The sequence below is a fragment of the Azospirillum aestuarii genome (genome assembly GCF_016632405.1).
Taxonomy (GTDB): Bacteria; Pseudomonadota; Alphaproteobacteria; order Azospirillales; family Azospirillaceae; genus Azospirillum; species Azospirillum aestuarii.
The window spans coordinates 396,710-417,924 of sequence record NZ_JAEPIV010000001.1; the positions used below are offsets into that span (position 1 = coordinate 396,710).

At 61.6% G+C, this 21,215-nt stretch carries 17 protein-coding genes and 1 pseudogene; 11 read left to right on the plus strand and 7 right to left on the minus strand.

Annotated elements, in window-relative coordinates; all coding sequences use genetic code 11:
* Positions 1-359 precede the first annotated feature (359 nt).
* Complete coding sequence (locus JJL56_RS01835) at positions 360-755, minus strand: hypothetical protein (RefSeq protein ID WP_200483964.1); 396 nt, start codon at positions 753-755, stop codon at positions 360-362.
* 1,311 nt (positions 756-2,066) lie between these two features.
* Here JJL56_RS01835 and JJL56_RS01840 point away from each other — a divergent pair.
* The 4 genes from JJL56_RS01840 (at position 2,067) to JJL56_RS01855 (ending at position 6,460) form a co-directional block, all read left to right on the plus strand.
* Positions 2,067-4,523, plus strand: a complete 2,457-nt coding sequence (locus tag JJL56_RS01840) for a hypothetical protein (protein WP_200483965.1) — start codon at positions 2,067-2,069, stop codon at positions 4,521-4,523.
* 246 nt (positions 4,524-4,769) lie between these two features.
* A complete protein-coding gene (locus tag JJL56_RS01845; protein WP_200483966.1) occupies positions 4,770-5,195 on the plus strand; it encodes a Ros/MucR family transcriptional regulator in 426 nt (141 codons plus the stop codon).
* Between the two features lie 376 nt (positions 5,196-5,571).
* A complete protein-coding gene (locus tag JJL56_RS01850; RefSeq protein WP_200483967.1) occupies positions 5,572-5,934 on the plus strand; it encodes a hypothetical protein in 363 nt (120 codons plus the stop codon).
* An 85-nt stretch (positions 5,935-6,019) separates the two neighbouring features.
* Positions 6,020-6,460, plus strand: a complete 441-nt coding sequence (locus tag JJL56_RS01855) for a hypothetical protein (protein WP_200483968.1) — start codon at positions 6,020-6,022, stop codon at positions 6,458-6,460.
* Between the two features lie 84 nt (positions 6,461-6,544).
* On the opposite strand, the gene JJL56_RS01860 is transcribed toward JJL56_RS01855, so the two are convergent.
* Complete coding sequence (locus JJL56_RS01860; RefSeq protein ID WP_200483969.1) at positions 6,545-7,657, minus strand: hypothetical protein; 1,113 nt, start codon at positions 7,655-7,657, stop codon at positions 6,545-6,547.
* A 372-nt stretch (positions 7,658-8,029) separates the two neighbouring features.
* Here JJL56_RS01860 and hxsD point away from each other — a divergent pair, with 372 nt between their 5' ends.
* The 7 genes and pseudogenes from hxsD to JJL56_RS01895 all read left to right on the plus strand — a co-directional run bounded on the left by hxsD (position 8,030) and on the right by JJL56_RS01895 (position 14,493).
* Complete coding sequence (gene hxsD / locus JJL56_RS01865) at positions 8,030-8,386, plus strand: His-Xaa-Ser system protein HxsD (RefSeq protein ID WP_200483970.1); 357 nt, start codon at positions 8,030-8,032, stop codon at positions 8,384-8,386.
* Positions 8,387-8,462: 76 nt separating this feature from the next.
* Complete coding sequence (hxsB, locus tag JJL56_RS01870; RefSeq protein WP_200483971.1) at positions 8,463-9,905, plus strand: His-Xaa-Ser system radical SAM maturase HxsB; 1,443 nt, start codon at positions 8,463-8,465, stop codon at positions 9,903-9,905.
* Complete coding sequence (gene hxsC, locus JJL56_RS01875; protein ID WP_200483972.1) at positions 9,905-11,092, plus strand: His-Xaa-Ser system radical SAM maturase HxsC; 1,188 nt, start codon at positions 9,905-9,907, stop codon at positions 11,090-11,092. Before hxsB ends, hxsC begins: the two co-directional genes overlap by 1 nt.
* Positions 11,089-11,751 carry a His-Xaa-Ser repeat protein HxsA gene (gene hxsA, locus JJL56_RS01880; RefSeq protein ID WP_200483973.1) on the plus strand — a complete coding sequence of 221 codons (663 nt, stop codon included), beginning with the start codon at positions 11,089-11,091 and terminating at the stop codon, positions 11,749-11,751. Before hxsC ends, hxsA begins: the two co-directional genes overlap by 4 nt.
* Before the next feature lie 8 nt (positions 11,752-11,759).
* Positions 11,760-13,385, plus strand: a complete 1,626-nt coding sequence (locus tag JJL56_RS01885) for an RNA-directed DNA polymerase (RefSeq protein ID WP_200483974.1) — start codon at positions 11,760-11,762, stop codon at positions 13,383-13,385.
* The gene (locus JJL56_RS01890) at positions 13,336-13,656 is read left to right on the plus strand and encodes an aldo/keto reductase (RefSeq protein ID WP_247890900.1); all 321 of its coding nucleotides are present in this window, start codon (positions 13,336-13,338) and stop codon (positions 13,654-13,656) included. Before JJL56_RS01885 ends, JJL56_RS01890 begins: the two co-directional genes overlap by 50 nt.
* Positions 13,657-13,735: 79 nt before the next feature.
* Positions 13,736-14,493 (plus strand): annotated as a pseudogene (locus JJL56_RS01895) (IS5 family transposase).
* A 138-nt stretch (positions 14,494-14,631) separates the two neighbouring features.
* On the opposite strand, the gene JJL56_RS01900 reads toward JJL56_RS01895, so the two are convergent.
* From JJL56_RS01900 to JJL56_RS01920, 5 genes are all read right to left on the minus strand, one after another.
* Entirely contained in the window at positions 14,632-16,353 is a 1,722-nt protein-coding gene (locus tag JJL56_RS01900) for a protein kinase family protein (protein WP_200483976.1), read from the minus strand.
* Between the two features lie 9 nt (positions 16,354-16,362).
* Entirely contained in the window at positions 16,363-17,067 is a 705-nt protein-coding gene (locus JJL56_RS01905; protein ID WP_200483977.1) for a hypothetical protein, read from the minus strand.
* A 26-nt stretch (positions 17,068-17,093) separates the two neighbouring features.
* The gene (locus JJL56_RS01910; protein ID WP_345772529.1) at positions 17,094-17,978 is read right to left on the minus strand and encodes a vWA domain-containing protein; all 885 of its coding nucleotides are present in this window, start codon (positions 17,976-17,978) and stop codon (positions 17,094-17,096) included.
* A gap of 384 nt (positions 17,979-18,362) precedes the next feature.
* Complete coding sequence (locus tag JJL56_RS01915) at positions 18,363-19,481, minus strand: nuclease-related domain-containing protein (RefSeq protein ID WP_200483978.1); 1,119 nt, start codon at positions 19,479-19,481, stop codon at positions 18,363-18,365.
* Between the two features lie 10 nt (positions 19,482-19,491).
* Complete coding sequence (locus JJL56_RS01920; RefSeq protein ID WP_200483979.1) at positions 19,492-20,991, minus strand: SH3 domain-containing protein; 1,500 nt, start codon at positions 20,989-20,991, stop codon at positions 19,492-19,494.
* Positions 20,992-21,215 lie beyond the last annotated feature (224 nt).

Sequence of the window (21,215 nt, forward strand, 5' to 3'; positions counted from 1 at the left end):
AGCCTTTGGGGTTCAGGGTCTTGGCGGAGGCGACGAGTTCGGCCGCCAGCACGTAGACGCCGTCCCGCCGCCGTGTGAACGCCCACAGGCTGTCCCCGAGCTCGACCTCATGGAGCAGCGGATTCGCCTGGTTCAGGTGGTACGCGACCCCGAAGTCCAGGTCGCGGGCGTAGTTGTCGCCACGCCAGTAGTACAGCAGCGGCATGTTCGGGGTTTGGGTCGGGGCGTTCTGCTCGTGAAGGTATCAGCGCTGGCGGCTTCTGGAAACAGGGCCTGGGCGGCGACACGCCTGTCCAGGACATGTGGACTCGATCCACGCAGAGCCTGAGAGTGATTGGTCTGGCTATGATGTCCTGGGACTACCAGCCAACACGCTGACGGCCCTCAGCGGTGTCCCAAGCGGCCGCCCACAGCTTCATCGCAGCCTGGAAGGCGAGCAAGGCCTCGGCCGCGTCCTCTACCGCGTTTGTGCACGCCGCCGTGCCGTTCGACAACTGTATGGACGCCGTCAGGCCGTGGGCCGCCTCGAGCCACCGACCGCGGAACGGCCCCTCATTGAAGATGCCGCCCTCAGCGGCCTGCTGGCGCAGCTGAGCTGCTGTGGCGCGCAGAGCCAGCTCGATCCGCTCCGGCGGCAGCTTGACTGCTTCAGAGGTGAAGGTCAGGTGCACCCCGTTCCACAGGTCCAGATCGACCTTGTGCCCTCTGCCCGGAAGCGCGTGCATCCCGATGCAGCGGAGTTCGCCGTTGGCCAAGCGCCCCAACAGATCAGCGGCGAGTGGTGCTGCTGACCTTGAAGGCGCCGTCGGTGCCTTCTGCCTGCGCCTGCTTGCAAGCTGGATTACCTCTCCCATCGCCGCTCCCTGAAACGCAAGGCACCGAGCGCCGGTGCCTCTAGCATCGTGCCCCGGTTCGGTTCTCTGTGCCATGGAAAATTGTTGATGAGCCACAATCCTTGCGATCAAAGTGACGGTGTGGAGATCGCAGTCGAAGAGTGACGGCACCTTCGGCTGCCGAACCCGGCCAGTGCAGTGTGTTTGTGGATGTTCAGCGCACGGGGGTGGCCGGGGCGCGGTGACGTCGTGGGCATGTGGAAGCAGCTCGGTCGACACCGTGGCTAAGGGGGCGTGGCTAAGGGGGGCTCATCGGGAAAAACAGCTGACCAGCAGCGTGCATCTGTGTCGGGCTGCCGCTGGACAGCGGCGCGCACCATGCTCCGGGAATGGCATTGGAGCTTGAGAGGAATTTTTTCATACTGTTTTCTTATATTTCATGGGCTTATACGAAAAATAAGGGCCAGAATAAAAGAGAACTAGAAACTGGTTGTGAGGGCGCCGTTAGCCTGGGGTGCGCGGACGTAGATTCGGACCGCATTAGCAGAACTCCGAGGGACTGCCGACAGTCATGGCACATGGCGCGTCTCCGGCTCCGTTCCAGCCGGTCGTTGGGCGACGCGCGGCACTCTCCGGTGAGAGGAACCGCCGCTGGTCGCGTCAGCAACGAATTTCCGTAGACTATCTTTGTAAAACAATGGTTTATGAGCCGGTTCAGCCCCAGAATAAAAGAGAATTAGGTAGCCTGCTAAGGTGTCCTGTATGTCCCTCGGACTGGCAGGCCCCATTTGGGCCGCGCCAGCCCCCGCCGAGGGTGTCCTTGCCCATCGCTGCGGACGGAGTTCGCCTGGTGTGGCGACCCGGTGGAGCGAGGACTGGGACATCTCTTAGGTGCTGCTTCTCTGCCGGGGGAGTGACCAGTGGGTTGGTGCTTTGGTAGGCCGAGTTGGGGATCAGCCTGACCTATCCACGGACGGTCCGCGCCGGAGGCAGGGTCTGCCGACTAAATTCTCTTTTATTCTGGGGCTTGAGTTTCTTGTAAGGGACTGAAATTACACATTTTCATACGGAAAAATCGCCTGCCTTGCAGTCTGCTTCAGCGAATGTACGGGGCTTGGGCCAGCCGACATGCCGACCTGAAGGTTGCATGGGCTTAGGAGGCCGATCACGAGGTCCTTGCGATCAGAGGTCGCATGCCGAACACTGATACAAGGTTCCCTTGAGTCCACCACCATGGCACGTACGCGCAACATCACTCATCCCCGGCCGAACACGGACCACAAGGGTGTCGTCGCGACCGCGCGAGGGCGAGCCGAGGATTGGGAGAAGGGCCTTGGTGTCGTTGCCGCCCTCGACATGGAGACCTCCCTTGCCCGGCCAAGCATGGACCTCGAAGCCTGGGCGGTCTACTTGACCTTGGCGGCCTACTGGTCAGCCGGGCGCACGACAATCCGTCTGTCGGCTCTGGCGCGGTCAGCGGGGATCACCAAGAAGTCCGCCGAGGCTGCCCTGTGCCGCGCCGGTGGCTTGTCCTCCGCTCAATGGGCTGACAGCCACAAGCGTCTGCCGAAAGGCGCAGCGTTTGTCTACGAGCTCGCCGACGGAGTCATCCGTGTCGACCGCGCCCTTGACGCTTGGCGGAACCAGGGTGTTTACATCCGGCTGCCGGTCGATGTCGTCCGTGCGGCACCGTCGGCTGCGGCGTTGCGTCTGTTCATCGCACTCGAAGGTGTTGCCGTGCGGCGCGACGAGAACGCTTGGCGTTCCTGGTCACGCGAGCGTCTGCGCAGCCTCCTCGGCTTGCCGCCCGCGGCCGACGTCGACGCTGAAGTCGCCGACGCTTTGCTGTGGGCACACCCGAGGGTTCGTGCCGATCGACGTGTCGTAGTCGATCACGACGGTGTGCTGGCCGTGGCGGCCGAACCAGCGAAGCAGCCGGTGGCAAAGCTGATCGCCGACGGTTTCAACCCTCTCACCAGCTACTCGGTCCCGTACGCCAGCAGGGCTGCACTCCGCGCCGTGAGGGTGTTTGACGGCCCGATGCAGGGTCAACGGATGGTCTTGCCGGGACTCTGGGCCCACCGCGCCGTCCACTACCTGTGCGCTGTGGGCGCTGCAACCACCGGAGAGCAGCTCATCGGCCAGTGGCTGGTCTATGTGCACGCCCTTGATCAGGGTGTGAAGCCGCCGCTGGCTGTGCGTGCGGACCTCTCCGGTGGCGTCCGGCTCGCTTTTTCAGCCTTCGTGGACTCCTTGGCCCGCCTCGCGGTCGGCGGCCATACGTGGCTGCTGAGCGGAACCGAAGTGGACGTGGCCAAGGCCGCTCGCGTGCGCCGCTGGCTGTTTCGTAAGGGCTATGCCGGTGCCAACATTCACGCTTGGACTGACGACGGCCGCGTGATGACCGAACCCATGTGGAGGCAGCACGAGGCTGAGCTGGACCGGGCCGCTCGCGAGGACTTCAGGAAGGAGTCGGAGATCAGGGTCATGAAGGCAGCCGAAGCCGAACTGTGGCATGTCGGTCAGCCGGTTCCCGTCGACCTTCCTTCGCTTCCCGTCAGCACCGGCACCTTGGCTGCGGTGGCCGCTCCGATCACGGTCGCCAATGCCGATGTCGTGACCGAGCAGGGCATCCCCTCGTTCCCCCGCGTCGACGCCAAGGATATCCGGCGCTCACTGGCAAAGCTGATCAGCGAATCCACCAGCGACGCCGAGCGGACCCTGGGCCGTGTCGCCATGGCCTATGCCCGCGATCTCGCTGACGCTCCTCGTCGCTTGATGAAGGAAGTTCTTCGACGAGATGGCCTGCCGCACCTTGGCCTTGCCCAAGCGGTCCTTACCCGTGAACACCCGCACGCCGGAGATACCAGTGCTCTCTGGCGGGGGGCATTGGACGCGATGGCCTGTGAAGGGGATGGCGACGATCTGGAAGAAGCGCAGCGTCGCGCTGCGCGCCTGCTTGCAGATGCGCTGCGCGACGCTCAGGACGCCGTGGTCGAAGAGACGCAGTCGCGAGCTATGCTCCGGGCGGATCTGCTTGCACGAGAGAAGGGCGAGGAGACCGAAGCGTCGTTCCCTGCACCGGGCATTCAGCCAGACGTGGACGCCACCTTGGTTTCAGTCCCGACCGCAGCGGAGCCGTTCCGGCCGCATGCGGTCATTACCAGGCCGTTCAGGGGCTTCGGTGCCGGGGCGGCCACCCCCATGACCACTGTTCCGGTTCCGGTAGCCCCGCAGCCTGACGTAGCGTCGACAACAGCCGCGTCCCCGGCGATGAAGTCGCCAGTCGTGCCGGTCGCCAGCGGTACGCTGGGGCAGCTGGAGCGGGCAATGGCCTTGCTGCCCGCCAGGGAATCATATAGCGGGCCACTGAATGCCTTGACCAAGTTCTATCTGCCCGCGCTGGCTAAGCAGTTGGGGGAGGGCGACGAGGTCCGCTCCAAGCTGCGCATCTGTATCCTGGTCCGCGCTGAGGGGATCCCGGATGGCCTGCGCTGTCCGGAAGGAGCCGAGCGCACGGCGTTCGAACAAGCTGTCATGACGGTGGCTGAAGCGATGCGTGCCAGCAACTACCGCGACGATCGCGAGAGCTTGGTCTACGCGGTTGGTGACCGTTTGCGAACGACCGTTGAAGCTCTTGCCGAGCAACTCGGCCTTGGTCATCTCATCCCTGATGTAGAGGTCGGCTAATCATCGTCTGCTCAGGCGCTGGTGGCGATCATTACAACAGCTTCTTTCAGTCGCGCTGACCTGAACCTTGAGGCGGAGGTTCTGATTGGGTGCGTGATTTTTTTCGCAAGATCCCCTTGCGCCTGAATCCGATCATGAATCAGAATAAAGGTTAGATGGAACTCGTGAGCTATAGCACTGGCCATCCTGGTGCTTTGCGATCTGTAGATGCCGTTGTGAATATGTTTCGTGAAAGAGAGGCCTGTTATGGATCAGAATATCAGTATTCCTGGGCAAGCTGCTGACGTTACCTCGATGACCGCAGCGATCGTTTCTGCGTACGTGAGTGCGAACCGTGTCCAGACGAACGAACTTCCGGAGATGATCCGCGTTGTTCATGCGGCTCTCTCTCAGCTTGGGCAGCCGACGGCTCCCGTTCAGCAGAAGCAGAAACAGGAGCCTGCGGTTGCGATCCGCAGGTCGGTCACGCCGGACTACATCGTCTGCTTGGAAGACGGCAAGAAGCTGAAGATGCTTAAGCGCCACCTTCGGACCACCTACGGCATGTCGCCGGACGAGTACCGGGCCAAGTGGGGACTTCCCGCTGAGTACCCGATGGTCGCTCCAAACTATGCCACGCGACGCAGCGAGTTTGCCAAGCACATCGGTCTTGGTCGCAAGAAGGCGGCCTGAGGTGGGCAGGGTGGCCAGCCATGAACCCGTGGCTGGCCAGGTTGATGTTCGACGGTCCGGTGTGGGGAAGAAGACTGTCCCGCTCACAGACAGTCAAGCCGTGCAAGCCGTCGGACCGCCTCGTCGATCCCCTCAGCCGTCGCACCCCGCTCCATGTTGAAGCGCACCGCGCCCTTGTCGAAATTCGAGGGGACGCCTGCGCCCTCCAGCGCTGACGACAGCCTTCTGCTTTCGGCGTGACAGGCCGACCAGTGGAAGCAGTGTCGCCGTTCACCTGAGCCAGAAGGTCGGCGCCGACGAACTGCGGCACCACCCAATAGGAGGTTGTTAACGCCTGATCACCGACTTTCCGGTCCGAGCAGGCCAGGAGAGTCCAGTGAGCATCGAGGAGAACCAACACATCAGCATCCGCCTGTCCATCACCCGGCATGGGGTGTCCGGCTGGCGATGGACGATGCTGCTGACCTCGGACGACGATGCCGTGGCGGCGGCCGCTGAATTCCGTTCCGGCGAGGACGGGCGCGGCACCTGGATGCGCATGGTCGGCGACGCGGAGTGGACCATGGTGACGGCGCCGGAGAAGCGCACCTATCCGGCCGATGAGGAGGAGGCGAGGGCGGAGATCGCCGGGGTCTGCGTGGGCGCCGCCGCCGAACTCGTGAGGCGCGGGGTTCCTCTGAAGAGCAGGGACCCACACCACGACGACTTGGCAGAGATGGTTCCCGCGGGCAGCTGCTGAGGTAGGCGTTGATGTTGGTGAAAGACGACAAGGCGTCGCTGGACGAACGGTGGCTGCGCCTGTTTGACATAGAAATCAGGAAAGCATGGGTGCCGACATGACGGAGGACCTGCGGCAACAGATCCCCTCGTCGCTCAGCGACATCATCCGACGGCGCCGTGACGAGTTCGAGGTCGGCTTGGCGAGCGCCGAGGAGCTTGCCGCCGTTGACGGCTTGATCGATGCAGATGCGGCGGTGGCGGCGACGCTCGACGACTGGCGGGCTGTCGTACTGCGCGACCTCACCGAGGATCGGTACCTGTTGCTCGTGTATGGAGAGAACTCCGAGACGGGGAAGCTGCGGCGGACATCCGGCGTTCGGATCCTCGACTTGGATCGGATGCTGGTGCGAACTCAGGACGCCGTCTATGCCCTTGGCAAGCCTGCCAACGGTAACCCGCCGTTCGAGATGATCTTCGACATTTGCGCGGAGTTCCACCGCCGCGGCTTGGGCGAGCGCTATGGCGTGCCGCAGGTGTGGGAGTAAGACCGAAAGACGCCAGTGCGAACAGCGCCAGTGTGGATGGGACCGCGCGGGCGGTGGATGTTGTCCTGCTTGGTCGGCGTTGTCTTAGGGCAGGCGCGGCAGCACAGTCGCACCGGCTTCGATCGCCTCCGCCAACCACGGCTCAACGGATGCGACCGGCCGCATGCGGAGCCAGCGCCGCCGGTCGGGGTCCCACTTGCAGTCGCCATCGAGCTTCATGGTCTCCCGGACCTCGACGGCGGGTGCCGCCGGGAAGACGAGTTCCAGGCCATATTCGGTTTGCTCGATGTGGGTGACGGTTCCGGCTTCCGTGGTGTAGCTCAGTCCTTCGGCGATGGCCCGTTGGACGGCTACGGCGCGGGCTTGCCGCGCGGTCTCCTCGGCTTCGTGCTCGGCGCGCCGTTCGACCAGCAGGTCGGCCAACCACTCCGGTGGTTCCTCGAGCGTTCGGTAGCCCGCGCCTCCACGCGGGCCGGGCGCCTCCTCCAGCAAGCCATGATCGGCAAGGCGGCTCAGCGTTGCTGACCGTTCGGCCTTGGCTTGGCGTCGCTCGCGGCGCGGCAGGTCGCTCTGGTCGGCAGCCCAGGCCACTGTGGTGAACCGCAAGCCTCCGGGGAACCGCTCATAGATGTCGGCTGCCACGTCGCGCAGCGATGCCGTCCGATCGGCGGACGCCGCCAACAGCAACATCATGTGCCTGTTGAACGGCCAGTCCGCCCGGCCGACCAAGCCGCAGGTCCTGCACTCCCAGCGCCCGGGATCCGCCAACGGCACCTCCGGCATACAGAGGCGGCTGCGGCAGAACTCCTCCGACCCCGGCTCCGGCACCGCGGTGCCGGAGCCTGCCAGAAGCTGGCGGATGGCTTCCACAGGGGATGGAGCGATCCCGGACAAGGCCTGCACGATGTCGGGTGGCAGCCTCACATGGACCGATGCCGTCCCGTCCTCGACGGCACGTTCTTGGGAGCGGCGCTGTGCCAAGCGGTTCTTGAGTGTCCGCCAAACATCGGCCGCAAGCAAGGCGGCGACCTTCTCCGCAGAGAACGTCTCATCGAAATCGTCCGACGCAGCCTCCTCGAGAGCGCCAAGTGTCGCGCTATCGGCGAGCGCCGCCGTGTCCTTGTCCTTCAGAATACGCCGGGCCTCTTGGATGACCTCGGCTGCCTCATCGCCTCGGACGGTCCGCCGTCGCGCCATGGAACGCCCCAATGAACTGCTGATTGCTCAGCAAAATGGGCCAGGGGCCAGCATCGGCAACAGGTGCGTTCGGCGAAGGGTGGCGGGTGCTAAAGCTGCGCTCTCAGCACATGTGGCACCGGCTCGTAACCGATCAGTCTTCATGGTATCGCCAAGCAACGTCGATGCCGCGGAAAACACCATTGAATAAGGCGTGTCTCGGTAAATTCTTGTAGCGGAGGAATACTCCCGTATGCAGCCGCCACCCAGCGCGAGCAAGATCTGTCACACGCCTCAAAATTGGTTGAAAGACGCCTTAAACTTTGCGACCGTTTGCCGTCCGAATAGGCGGCTTGGCCTGATGCCAAACGCCCGAGCCATTGATCGAGAGCCATGCCTGACGTTGCCGTTGTATTCGATCGAAGCAACCCGGCGCCTCCCTTAGGCATCGAGTTTTCGCTGTGCGTCGACACGGCCGTCTTCCCGCGGGAGGTGGTGCTCCGCACTTGCTACGCCTTCACCGACCGCTGCCAATTCTGGCTTCAGAGCGAGGGTGAATCTTCAATTCTGATCGGCTTTCGCCGTAAGGAAGCGGCGGCGGATCTCGATCACCTCAAGGGTGAGTTCGGGAACGCCCTGATCGATTTCGGTCTGCGGGCCAGCATCGAGGCGAACACCCGTACCGTCAGGGATGCCATCGTCACAGCCGCGCTCGTGGAAGCGGGCGGCCCTTCGGCGACTCGGCGGTAAGGGGCTGCCTGTGGCTGGACGTGCACCGTTCTCCCCCCTGAATGAATTCCGACCGGTGGGGCAGGGGTATCGGCACTTGCCGTTCCGGTTTGCGCGCGTCCCCGGTGTTGCTGGCAAGGTGCTGGTGACGTCGGAGGTCGGAGAGTTCGAGTTTCTGACCGAGACGGAGTTCCGTGCCTTTGCCGCGGGCGTAATGGATCAGGCATCCGACACCTACGCGAACTTGCAGGCCAAGCACTTCCTGGTGGAGGGGGATGCCTCGACCGCCATCCGGCTCGTCGCCGCGAAGTACCGCACGCGCAAGTCCTTCCTGCGATCCGGCCCGGCGCTCCACGTGTTCGTCGTGACGCTGCGTTGTGATCACTCGTGCCGATACTGTCAGGTGTCGCGGCGGGCACCCGACGAGTCGTGTTTCGACATGTCCGAGGAAACGGCTCTGGCGGCCATTGACCGCATTTTCGAGGCGCCGTCCCGGACCATAACCGTCGAGTTCCAGGGGGGCGAGCCACTGCTCGCGTTCCCCAGGATCCGGCAGATTGTCGAAGCCATCGAGGAGCGGAACCTGTCCGAGCGCCGCTGCTTCACCTACACGATGACATCGACGCTGCACCTCGTGGACGACGAGATGCTGGCGTTTTTCCGTAAGCACGGCTTCCAGCTGTCGACGTCACTGGATGGACCGGCAGGACTGCATGACGCCAACCGGCCGATGCCTGGGCGGGACTCCCACCGGCGGACGGTCGAGGCAATCGATCGGACGCGGGCGGCCCTGGGACCGCATGCCGTGTCCGCCCTGACGACGCTCTCGCGGGCCAGCTTGGGACACCCGGAAGCGATCATCGACGAATACGTCCGACTTGGCTTCCCGTCCATTTTCCTGCGGCCGCTCAGCCCCTTCGGCTTCGCTGCCCGCTCGGCGCAGCGCATCGGCTACACGACCGAGGAGTTCCTGCGCTTCTATGAGCGCGCGCTCGCGTACATCTTGAAGCTCAACCGCGAGGGGATCCGCCTTCAGGAGGCCTACACCGTGATCCTCCTCACGCACATCCTGACGCCGTTCCCGACGGGCTACGCGGACCTGCGATCGCCGACCGGCTCCGGGCTGGGTGCCCTAGTCTACAATTACGATGGCCAAGTCTACGCCTCGGACGAGAGCCGCATGCTCGCCGAGATGGGCGACCAGACGTTCCGGCTCGGCAGCGTCCACGACCGGTACGCCGACCTGATGGCATCCGAAGCGATGCAGGTGCTCCTCGCCACCGGCGTCGCTGAAGCGCTGCCCGGCTGTTCGGACTGCGCCTTTCTGCCGTACTGCGGCGCCGATCCGGTGTTCAACCTGACACGCGAGGGCGATCCCGTCGGACACCGGCCGACGAACGAGCACTGCGCCAAGCACACCGGCCTCTTCAGTATCCTGTTTCGCTACCTCGCCGAAGCCGACCCACACGTCATGAGTACCTTCACATCCTGGGTGACCCAGAGGCCTGTCCAGTGCCTGCCCGGCGCGGAGGCCGCCTGATGCTTCCGCTGCACACCAGGGCGGTGATCTCGGGCGACCTATCCCGGCAGCTGCTGAAGGTCCTCGACCTTGGCGAAGCGCTGCGGGGCGACGTGCGTCATGAGCAGGTTGCCGTTCACCTGGATGACGGCGTCGACGTCGATACCGGCGTGCTGCGCGACCTGGGCTTCGCTGCCGTAATGCGGCCGGATGCCACCGACAGGCTGCCAGACGATGTCCTGCCGGTTATCTGCGGGCTGAGCAATACCGAGGTCGTGAAGCCCGGCGACGTGGTCCGGGTGCGGCCGGACAGCGGACAGCTGAGCGTGCTCTACCGGCGCGGGGCGAACGCGAATTCCCTGTTCCTGACCGAGCAGTGCAACAGCCGCTGCCTGATGTGCAGCCAACCCCCGCGCGACGACGACGACCTCTGGCGCGTCGGAGAAGTCCTGGAGCTTATCCCGCTCATCGATCGGAATTTGCCGCAGCTGGGCTTCACCGGCGGCGAGCCGACGTTGCTCGGCCCACGGCTGCCGGAGCTCATCCGCGCCTGTAAGGCGGCGCTGCCGCAGACCGGCCTGCACATCCTGACGAACGGTCGCAACTTTGCTGACCCGACGGTGGCCGATGGCGTCCGTGAGGCGACCGGGCACGCGACCTGGGCCATTCCGCTTTACGCCGATGTGCCGTCCCGCCATGACCATGTCGTCCAGGCGGCGGGCGCCTTCGACGCGACGGTCAACGGCATCTACAATCTGGCTGAACGCGGACACGCGATCGAGATCCGCTTCGTCGTGCACGCGCAGACCCTGCCGCGCATGCAACGGTTCGCCGAGTTCATCTGGCGCAACATGCCCTTCGTCGGCCACGTCGCCTTCATGGGGCTGGAGCCGATGGGCTTCGCCAAGGTGAACCGGGACCTGCTCTGGGTTGACCCGGTGGACTATGGCCCGGCGCTGGCCGATTCGGCTTGGCATCTCCAAGACCGAGGCATCACGACGTCGATCTACAACGTCCCGCTCTGCGTCCTGCCCGAGGTCGCTTGGCCTCTGGCCCGCCAGAGCATTTCCGATTGGAAAAACGTCTACGACCCCGCCTGCGACGGCTGTTCGATGCGGCCGCGCTGCTGCGGGTTCTTCGCGTCTCACGGCCCGGCATGGCGGAGCAGGGGCATCAAGGCATTCGGGTTCGATGAGGCAGCGGAATGAAGAAGAGCTGGACTGACTACCTGAAGAAGGTGCTGGGCTGGACGGCCCCGACAGCGGCCACCCTGTCGAGCATCTGGTCGCCTGCGCAGGCGGGGCCGCTGCCGGTCCTGTTGCCCGAGGTGCACCCGTCGAACACCCGGCTTCAGCCGCTGACCTTCGTGATGCCCAATCGGATGGAAGGCCCGGAGATCTACATCGGTCATCGCAGCCATTCCAGCCACCGCAGCCACAGCAGTCATCGGAGCCATAGCTCCCATTACTCGAGCTCGGGCGGGTACAGCGCACCGACCTACTCGCCTCCGGTCTACTCACCTCCGCCCCCGGCGCCGGTCTACAGAGCGCCCTCGACGTCAACGACACCGTCCTGGTCTAGCCCGTCGAAGACGACGACCGCCCCTTACCAGCCGTCTGCACCGGCGTCCGGTTCGGCTTCTTCAGGAACCACGACAGCGCCTCGAGCAAGCCAGCAGGACGCGATCGCGATGACGATGCGGGTGCAGGTCGAGCTCATGAGGCTCGGCTACTACAAGGGCAAGATTGACGGGAAGATGGGGCCAGGGACCAAGGAGGCGTTGCGGGCATTTCAGCGGGCTGAGGGGCTGGCGGTCACGGGGGTGATGGATAACGTGACGTTGGCGAAGTTAGGAATCGTAAACTGAATAGGGTAATGGCGATGGTTAAGCAATATGATCTGCTTGGGAAAGGCTTTTTCCCAGAGACTCTTCCGCCATGTTTTGTATCGCTCGACATAAAGCGCGCCATGCGTGGCATTACTACTGATCTAAATTCAAGAAAGTTCCATGCAAAGAGGTCGACAAATTATAGCCGACTCTCTGGAACGAAACATGACGGAAACAGAAGATCCTATAGCACGCCTAACCCTATTTCTTACTTTTATGTTTGTAATTTCATTGAGAGGTATTGGATAACTTTTCAAAATCGTTTTTCCACATCTCCGTTTTCGGTTAGCGCCCCTCGTATTGGTAGTGCCAAAGATGATCGAGCGATTATCGTTCCATCTCTCTCGGAGCTATCTGGAAAGGTGGATGATAATATAAAATACTCGCCATTTATCTTGAAAACAGATATATCGCAATTTTTTCACAGCATTTACACGCATTCTATTCCTTGGTCTGCTCATGGTATTGAAAAAGCTAAGGCTGACCAGAATAAAAAATCTAAGAAGATTAAGTTCAATGAACTTGATTATTATGTGCAGAACACGCAGCGGGCGCAAACTCGTGGTGTTCTGATTGGCCCTGATGCCTTTCGATTGATTGCAGAATTTATATCTTGTGACATCGACATTAAGTTAAGAGACCGTGCTGATGGCCTAATTGTCGGGGCTGTTCGGCATGTCGATGACTTCTATATTGGCGTCCGATCTGAGATCGATGCGCTTTCTGTTCTATCCCATCTCAGAGATGTTCTTCAATCTTACGAGCTTCAGATAAATGACTCGAAAACTCGTGTATTGAATGGACTCGAGCCCGTCGATGATGTCTGGGCGCAGCATCTTAGATCCATATCAATCAAGGGCCTTTTTGCAGCATCCAATAACGACGTATTTTACATGATAGATAAGGCATACGAATTAGCAAAATCTCTTAAAACAGAAAGCCCAATTAAGATTGCAATTAGGAGGATTGATAAGGAGGGCTTCTACAAGTCCGCAAATTGGGCAGGAATAGAGAAGAGACTGCAACGTATAATTTACCATTTCCCTCATGCTATTGACTATGTTTGCCTCGTTGTTGCAAAGAGGTTTGCCATTGGTGAAGAGATTGATAGAGTGGGATGGAAAGAGGCAATTTATAATGTACTCGGAAGGGCTGTTTCTCTTAATCATCATCACGAAGTTTTATGGCTGCTTTGGCTATTAATTACATGCTCTATCGACATAGAAAAAGATGTGGTGGAGCGTTGTAGCAAGATGGATAATTCGCACGTCCGCGCGATACTTGTAGAAGCGTTCGTGGTGGGGAAAATTAGCATTAGGCCGCCAATAAGTATGAGTCGATTGGAAACAAGTGACGAATTCTGGCTCCATAACTTGGTGGCGCGAGCAAATGGCTTCACTAAGTCGCCGTTTCATGGTGTATTGAAGGAGGAATTTGAGCATCTTGCAAGTAGGAATGTAAAATTAATCGACTTTGAATCTCATCTTGAGGAAATAAAGAAAGAGAAAGTGAGAGCTATAAGTAGCTCTCGCTATGGATATGATTCGGATGATGAGGACGAAGATGATGACGAAGATTACGATCCGGCTGGATTTGGCCCAATTGATATTTGATGACACGCTGGACGCCGTGGCGGCCGAGACCGGGCGCAGCGTTCCCCAGGTGGCCATCGCTTGGCTGCTCACGCGGCCGACCGTCTCCTCGGTGATCATCGGCGCCCGCAATGAGGCGCAGCTGCGGGACAACCTGGGTGCCGTTGGTTGGAAGCTCGAACCCGGTCAGATCGCGCGTCTCGACGCGGCCAGCGACGTGATGCCTGCCTATCCCTATTACCCGTACCGCACGCAGGAGGGGTTCGCGCGGCTCAACCCGATGCCCGTTTAAGGTCCTGGCGGCCGGATCCATAAAGTGCCATTCCCGCAAGGAGTCGTTGCGATTCAACGCCCTGGAAAGGGGCTTCGTGATGAGCGACGATGAGTTTTGGTTGACGGTGGAGCAATTTGGGCGGCTTGAGCCGCACTTTCCGCGCGCCTCCCGAGGCAAGCCGCGCTTGGACGATCGGCGTGTGATCAGCGGGCTCGTCCATGTTCTGAAGTCGGGCGGGCGCTGAGCGGATGCTCCAGCGGTCTACGGCCCCTGCAAGACGCTCTACAACCGCTTCGTCCGCTGGGCGTCCAAGGGCGTGTGGGATGACATCATCCATGCCTTGGCGGCAGTGGGTGGCCCACCGGCCCAGGTGATGATCGACTCCACGGCGGTCCGCGCCCATCGTTCGGCGAGCGGCGGGAAAGGGGGGAACGCGCCCAGGCCATCGGACGGTCCCGAGGTGGGAAAACCACCATAATCCACGCCCTGAGCGATTCGCGCGGTCGGCCGCTCGCCTTCCTGCTGACCGGCGGTCAGATGGCCGACTGCATCGCCGCCGACCGTCTCCTCGACCGGATGCCCGCCACCGACCTCCTGCATGGCGACAAGGGCTACGACAGTGCCGCTGTACGCCGGAAGATCGAAGAGGCCGGGGTCGCGTCCAACATTCCGTCACGCGCCAACAAGCGCTGGAAAAACTGCTTCTCACCCTACCTCTACTGGAGCAGTAACGTCATCGAGCGCATCTTCGAATGTCACAAAGACTTTCGGCGCATTGCCTCACGCTCCGACGGTTCCGCCATCAACTTCATGGCAGCGATCCACATCGTGGCAACCGTGGCCAACTGGTTATGAGTCCGGACCTGGTCATGCAACCGTCCCGTTCCCAATGCCCAGATCAAGTCGGAAAGAGGGACCGGGGCAGTTAGTCTGGTCGAGCTGCTCAGGTCGCAGTGGGGAGCAGGCATCTATCAGTCAACCGGCCCAGGCGAATCACCTCGCACCCATCAGCAGAACAAGGATCCCAATTCCGATCCACCAAACCCAGCTTGGGATTCCAGAACCCTTAGGAGGCGGCGGGCGCTGGTACGTGGGCGGAGGAAACGTCACCTTGGGACTAGAGGGATGGGGGCGGGTACCTGGACTACTGGAGGCTCTCCTGGCACTTCCGGAGAGGCCTGCGAGAATAGCCTCATTCGGCGTCATCTGCGGGGTGCTACCGCGCCCGCTTGACAGCTTCTGCTGAGCCGAAGCGACGGCTACGGGGCTGCCAGCGGGGGGCGGCTTTGTGCTGGAATGCCTGGAGGCTCCGGTTGGCTGGACACCAAGTCTGGATAGGACATCCTGGTTTGCCGATCCTGTGCCGACGCCTGGGTTGACGGCTTTGGCTCGGCTTGCAAGGCGGCGCTTGGCCTCACCCTCGTCGATGACGCGCAGCTGGTTAGCCTCGGTCAGCGTGACGCTGAGATGCGTGTAACCGTGCTTTTTGTTCTCGAAGGGCGGGTCCACCAGGCCCGTGACGCTGATCCATTTCCCAACCCATGAGGCGTCTGGCGCCTGCGCCAGCTTCTTCAGGCCATCGGACCAGATGTTCACTTTCGCGACGCGGCCTTTCCAGTGGCCGAAGTTCAGGAACACGTATGGGCGGCCGTATTTCGTCCGGTCCACCTTCACTTCTACGATGCGCCCGATCATCTCGACTCGATCACCGACGGCCCTAAGTACCCCGCCGAAGTCCGTGGCGTCCACGACCGGGTAAGCACCAATGTAGACCGCTGCTACAGGGGCTGCGCCCCCTGCGGGGCGCGTCAGCGAAATGATCTTCGCCGGTATGCTCCGTCCAGCAAGGAAGTCTTCAAGCGTCGGGACAGCGGAAGGAGCCGCTGCGCAGATCTGCGCGAGGTTGTCTGTATCGCGGGCGAGCGTCGAGATTCCTCTCAGCTGGGCAAACGCTTCCGACGATGCTGGGTCGGCGTAGTCCGAAGCCGTCAGGATGATGTTCTCGCCGTTGGAAAACCTCTGGAAAAGGTCCGGCCGTTCCTTCAACGCCCTGAGACTGAGATCGATGGCGATGAAGGAGAAGCGATCCATCGTCGGCCCGAAATCGGCCGCTGAGCGCCTGGGGTGCTGAAAGTGCTTCTGTCCGATCTCGGTTCCTTGTCCGACGGGCAGGCCTGGGACGTACATGCCGTCGTAGTCGATGAGCTTCAGGGACCCATTGACCAGCACGTTGCCGTTCTGGAGGTCGCCATGCGCCACCCCTTTGGAGCGGAGGAAGGCCTCGAGATCGCGGAACTCGGTGATTAGCTTTCCGATCGCCGCCGCGTCCCGGTAACGGGCTTCAATGTAGGCTCCCAGAGTCTCGCCACTGGCCCAATCCATCTTGACGATCGGGAGGCCGCGACCGTTAACACGGACTCCTTCGGGCTGGTATTCGAAGCCAACGAAGTAGGGCTTCCCAATAGACCCCAGTGATTGGCTGATGCGGGCGTACCGTCCCTCGAGGCCGTTGGTGGACTTGTGAAAGCAGCGGACTGCGTAGCGATGACTGCCTGCCTCGACGGTGTAGGTCAGCGCAAAGCCGCCCCCGAGGGCGATTGGGTAGCCAAAGCCGTTGGTCCGGACTTTGCCCGATCTGAGGATGGTATCGGTGAAGGCCGTCGAGGGGTTCTGTACCGCCTCGTTGAACTGGTCGATGGTGGGGTAGGCGCTCATGGCGGCGGTTCACTGAAACACGAGCAGGGTGGTGTCGTCGCGCCGCAGGCGCCCAGCCGCGCGCTCGGCATCGACAAGCGAGCGGAATTGGAGTTTCGTGCGCAACGAAAGCAGAATTGGCAGACGCTCCCTTCTGTCTTCTAGGAGCCAAGCCCCGAGCGCGTCCGTCATGCAGAGGATTCGCGGCTTTGGAAGGCTGGACAGGTCCCAGCATCTGTGGGCAGATCCGCTCAACAGTTGATTTTGGACGTCGGCGTTCCGCTCCATCAGTGTCGAGATCAGAAGCGGGTTCTGTCTGAACTCGTCCGCCTCTGCATAAGGGAAGGAATCGATGACAGCCTCGCCGTCCGCCAGAACGGCGAGGCTGTCTCCGATGGCCAGCACCTCGGCTCGCCTGCCCGCGCCTGTGAACCGGAGGCCGAGCAATGTGGCGAAGCTGCCTCGATCATAGGCGGCCTGCGCGCTCCATGACATCGACTCGCGGTCGAAGTGTGAGGCAAACAGGCCGCAGGCGGCCCGCAGCCAAACCGCGTCAATACGTTGGTTCGCTAAGAATCGCTGGGTCACGAGGCGTGCCCAGAGTGCTGGTGCGTAAGATTCGGAGGCGCCATCGCTCACCGCGTAGAGGCCTCGGTAGGCATGCCCATCCGTGGCATCCTCGTTGCGATCCGGACCGCGGCGCTTCGGCACGGAATCAACGAACCGCAAGAACATTGGCGGCTCCTCATCCATGATGACGTCTAGCGCAGGTTGCTAGCTTGAGTGCCGATGTTGAAGAAGTCGGCGATTCCCTCGATTCCCGCTTTATAGCCGAAGAAACGAGACTCCGAGTTCACATCGTAGCCCTTGCTCCGCGCGGCATCGATCAAGTGAGGCGGGAAGTTGCTGGACATGCGGAAGAGCATCCGGGAGTGCGCGTCGGGAAGAGCCGTCTCCGAAGACGGGAAGATGATTGCCCCGCCTTCCGCCGTGTCGATGTGCAGATTGAAGAGGAGGCAGGCTCCATCGTTGGTCGAGATTTGCTTGAGGGCTTCTGCGATCTGGGACGGGTCGCCGTCCGTGGATTGTCCATCGGTGACATGGATGACTGTAGGCGGATATGAGTCTGGATGGGAGTCGCACCATGCCACAAGAACTTCGGCCGCCTTCCGCAGCGCATCGCACATCGGTGTGCCGCCGGAATTCACCGGCTCGAACCACACCGGGAACTTCACACTCTGTTCAACCAGCCCACCGGCTCCGTCATCGACTTTTTTGCGTCGCTCTTCGACCCTGAGCGGGGCCGCTTCAATGGCTGCGAGAGGATGGAGAAAGCCGGATGACAGCTGGCCCTTAAATCCAGGCAACACGCCACTTCCGCCATAGGCAATGACCCCCATGTCGAAGTAATTGCGTACGCCCTCAGAGCGCGTGCAACGGGTAATGACCTGGACCAGCGTTTTGTTCAGCACGTCAGCCACGAATTCCGCTTTCGAGCGTCCTGTCTCCATCCGCTCGTCCATGGAACCGGACTGATCAATGACGAACAAGAAGCAGGTTGGGTTTGCTCGGCTGATATCTGCGCCGTAGGACATCACGCTCTCCGGGTTGTGCTGCGTTTGCTGGTGACGGTTATGCTCGCTCACAGGATACCACCCTCGCGCGATTGCCCGTCAACTTTCAATGAAGAAGAGTTACTTCGAACACAGGAGGCTCTCGGCCCTGTCGGCAGGGCGTCACGCCATGAAACCTCCTCGAACTGGGCACTGCTGGCCGCTCCTCAATCACAACACGGTCGCTATGTCGGGGAGCGCCCAGCACCAAGCGGACAGTGTTCCGTCGAGTAATCCGCATACTGCGTGTGAATATCAGTATCAGATCGCGATCGTGACAATTGGCAGGAGCCGACAAGTCTAATGTTTGCGACATACTGCTAAATACTGAGTGAGTATTTCAGTCAGCGCCTGGGCTTTTTGGGGTGGTGAATTTTCTTGTACTGTTACTTGTTTTGGATAATCTCAATAATCCTATTAGGAATCGAGGGTGCCTTTGCTGAACATATCTCTGCCAACGTAGTTCGGGCTGGCGGGGTTCATGAACCCGGTCGGATTCATTGGATCGTTCATGTCACTGAACATCGACGTGGTGCGACTAAGGCGGACCGCCCGCAATGGTGCCAGAGTTACTGAATCCTCGTCCGGTTCGTCGTTCTGGGCTGGCCTTGTTCTTTTCCCTTCAAGCCGCTGGCTGTGCTGCGCGCGGAGCGCTTGCTTAGCTTGACGGCCAGATTGCGAAGACAGATCCCCCCATGCTCGTTTGGTTTCCTCGTCCGGAGTGGAGTCCCGATCACGCGCGACCAAGCCAGGGAGTTCGTCGAGGGTAAAGACCCCTTCGGGTTTTCCCTCCGGGAAACGGGCGCGAGTAAAAACGATGACTGAACGGAACGAAGCGCAGCTGTAGGTGCCGCGAAGAACACTGAGGTGGTGTTCGTTCTGATGCAATGGATTGCTCAACGTCTTTGTTTCATGTCGTTTCACCTGTTGCCACTCGGTATCGGTGGCTTGGCCATAGACGTCCCCGGTCCAGCCCTTTGTCTCGATGACCCAGATGTGGCTGCCCACCAGAGCGAGGTGATCGACCTCGGTGTGGTGGCCGCGATGGGGCACGTAGATCTCGTGCAGAACAGGAATGCCAAGCCCTCTGAGGACCTCATCGACCTCAAGTTCAGCTTGGTGCCCGCTCTCCCTACGTGCAGCTTCCGCGTCTTCGGTTGAGATCCTCGGTGTGGCTGCGCTCGATCGCTCGCGCCAGTGCGGCCTTGAACGGTCAGCTGAGGTCCTGCGGGTGGTCCTGGCGCTTCCAGTGCCGAACTTACGCCAGAGCAAGACGGCCACGAGAGCGGCGAGCCCCCAGCCCCAGTAAGTACCGGAGCCGCTGGTCACCCGGGGTGGTTCATGGCGCTGAGCGGCAGCAGGAGTCTGGAGCGGTGGAGGGGCGGCCGCGACGGGTGGGGGGCTGGGTGGCGGGCTGCGATACGCTTCCTCGACGATGATGTTGCTCAGGTCGCGCGGCGCCGCGACGGCCTCTGCGGTCGTCACCAGGCCGGGCAGCATCAGGACGGCAAGGGCAAGCGGACGATACCGTTCCATGGTTTCCCCCTCAGAAGCGGCCGGACTGCTGGACAGCCTTGCGGCGGACAGCGTTCTGGCGGGCGTCCTCGATCTCCTGCTCCAGCTGGCGGAAGACCTCGGGAACCTCATAAACCAGGAATGGACCGGTCATGTGCTTGCTGCCTGCTCGAATGACGACATCACCGCGCCGCCAGACGTGTTCTTCGTCGAAGCCTGAGTGACGAACGGAACTCGGGCCGTACTTCTGCTTCAGCATCTCAACGAGACGCTGACCGTTGAGGACATCGAAGTTGCTGAAGATGTACCGGGCGACTGCGAACCGGGCTCCTTTAGCATACCCGACTTCAAGCTTGATCGCCCCGTCGAGCAGGCCCTTTCCGTCGTACAGGTCGAACCAGGTCCGATAGTTCGCCAAGCCCTGCATGTTGTAGCGTCCAGGCCATTGATTGCTGCCGTTGCCGACATCGCGCGCGCCAAGCGCTGAAAGGGCCTGTTGCATGGTCGGCCGGTCAGCTGTCGTAAGGGAGACACCGAAAAGTTCGAGTTGCTGGCTACCGGCAGATCGCACGCTTGCCGTTGCGGGTCGCTGGACGTCCCCTGGCGTAGAGGCTGCCAGGGTGGACTGATTCATCCACCCGATCACTGCGTCCGGGGTTGCAACCATCGACCACTCGCCCCGGCGCACCAGGACATAGACCGGTCGATCCTGTTCCATCTGCGCGACCACCTGAGCCTTCGGCGCGGGTTTGATCCTCAAGTTTGCTTTGGGCGACTTCACCGCCATGACCTTATCGGTCTTGGACCCGAGGTCGATCTCTCCGGCTCGCCTCCACCTGTCCCAACCGGCCAATGCGGAAAGGGGCACCGGCTGCTTCCCACCGGACAGTGTCTCGAGCAGATGGCGCAGTTGAATGGCGCGCTCATCTCCGGCCGAAGCGGCGGTCTCGATAAGGCGGGACGCCTGTTCGGAATCCTCAGGCACGCCTCGCCCTTCCAGGTGCAGCATGGCTAGCAGGGTCGTGGCGTCCATGTGCTTCGCACTGGCTGCCAGACGCAGCCACTCGGCGGCCGTAGCGGGATCCGGTGGACCGCCGATTCCAGCGTCGAGCAGGAGGGCAGCTTGGTACTGCGCTTCGACGACACCGTCATCACCGGCAGCCTTCAGCCACCGCCGGGCATCGCTCTGATCGGTGTCCTGGCTCGGGTGGCGTGAGAGCAGGATCCCGAGGCCGAGCTTCGCGCCGACATTGCCCTGTCGGGCAGCCTTCTCCATCCAGATCCGAGCCTGCTCCAGGTCCCGTTGCACGCCTCGACCTGAAAGGTAGAGGGAGCCGAGGTGCGCTTGGGCAGCTGCGTTTCCAGTGGCCGCAAGGGGTTGGAGTTCCTGAGCGGCTGTGGTGAAGTCGCCGCGCTCGTGTGCTTCCTTCGCATCGATCAACCCAGCGGAAGCCGGAGTGGCGTTGACGAGAGACACACCCAACGCAGCCGCCGCGAGGATTTTCTGCCGTAGAAACGTGGAAAGGGGCATTGAAGCGCTAGGTTGTGGTGGGTGTTAAGGGAGTCCCAGAATAGGCGATGGAAAGCCCGACTCATATAGCATTTATAGTGCTTGAGTGTCGAGTTTAGCCTACTCGCCATTACGCGGGATCGTACCTCAATTCACGCCGTGCAGACGTAGAAGGCTGCGTGATGGAACGATGGTGTGGCATAGGGTCAAGCGAGCAGGGGCTGGTTGACCGGTACGACCCCAGT

Coding starts and splice junctions, on each gene's coding strand:
- JJL56_RS01890 (WP_247890900.1), top strand. CDS start 13,336: ATGATGACGAAGATTACGATCCGGCTGGATTTGGCCCAATTGATATTT.
- JJL56_RS01900 (WP_200483976.1), bottom strand. CDS start 16,353: ATGAGCGCCTACCCCACCATCGACCAGTTCAACGAGGCGGTACAGAAC.
- JJL56_RS01905 (WP_200483977.1), bottom strand. CDS start 17,067: ATGTTCTTGCGGTTCGTTGATTCCGTGCCGAAGCGCCGCGGTCCGGAT.
- JJL56_RS01915 (WP_200483978.1), bottom strand. CDS start 19,481: ATGGAACGGTATCGTCCGCTTGCCCTTGCCGTCCTGATGCTGCCCGGC.
- JJL56_RS01855 (WP_200483968.1), top strand. CDS start 6,020: ATGGGTGCCGACATGACGGAGGACCTGCGGCAACAGATCCCCTCGTCG.
- JJL56_RS01845 (WP_200483966.1), top strand. CDS start 4,770: ATGGATCAGAATATCAGTATTCCTGGGCAAGCTGCTGACGTTACCTCG.
- JJL56_RS01860 (WP_200483969.1), bottom strand. CDS start 7,657: ATGGCGCGACGGCGGACCGTCCGAGGCGATGAGGCAGCCGAGGTCATC.
- JJL56_RS01840 (WP_200483965.1), top strand. CDS start 2,067: ATGGCACGTACGCGCAACATCACTCATCCCCGGCCGAACACGGACCAC.
- hxsD (WP_200483970.1), top strand. CDS start 8,030: ATGCCTGACGTTGCCGTTGTATTCGATCGAAGCAACCCGGCGCCTCCC.
- JJL56_RS01885 (WP_200483974.1), top strand. CDS start 11,760: ATGGCGATGGTTAAGCAATATGATCTGCTTGGGAAAGGCTTTTTCCCA.
- hxsA (WP_200483973.1), top strand. CDS start 11,089: ATGAAGAAGAGCTGGACTGACTACCTGAAGAAGGTGCTGGGCTGGACG.
- JJL56_RS01920 (WP_200483979.1), bottom strand. CDS start 20,991: ATGCCCCTTTCCACGTTTCTACGGCAGAAAATCCTCGCGGCGGCTGCG.
- hxsC (WP_200483972.1), top strand. CDS start 9,905: ATGCTTCCGCTGCACACCAGGGCGGTGATCTCGGGCGACCTATCCCGG.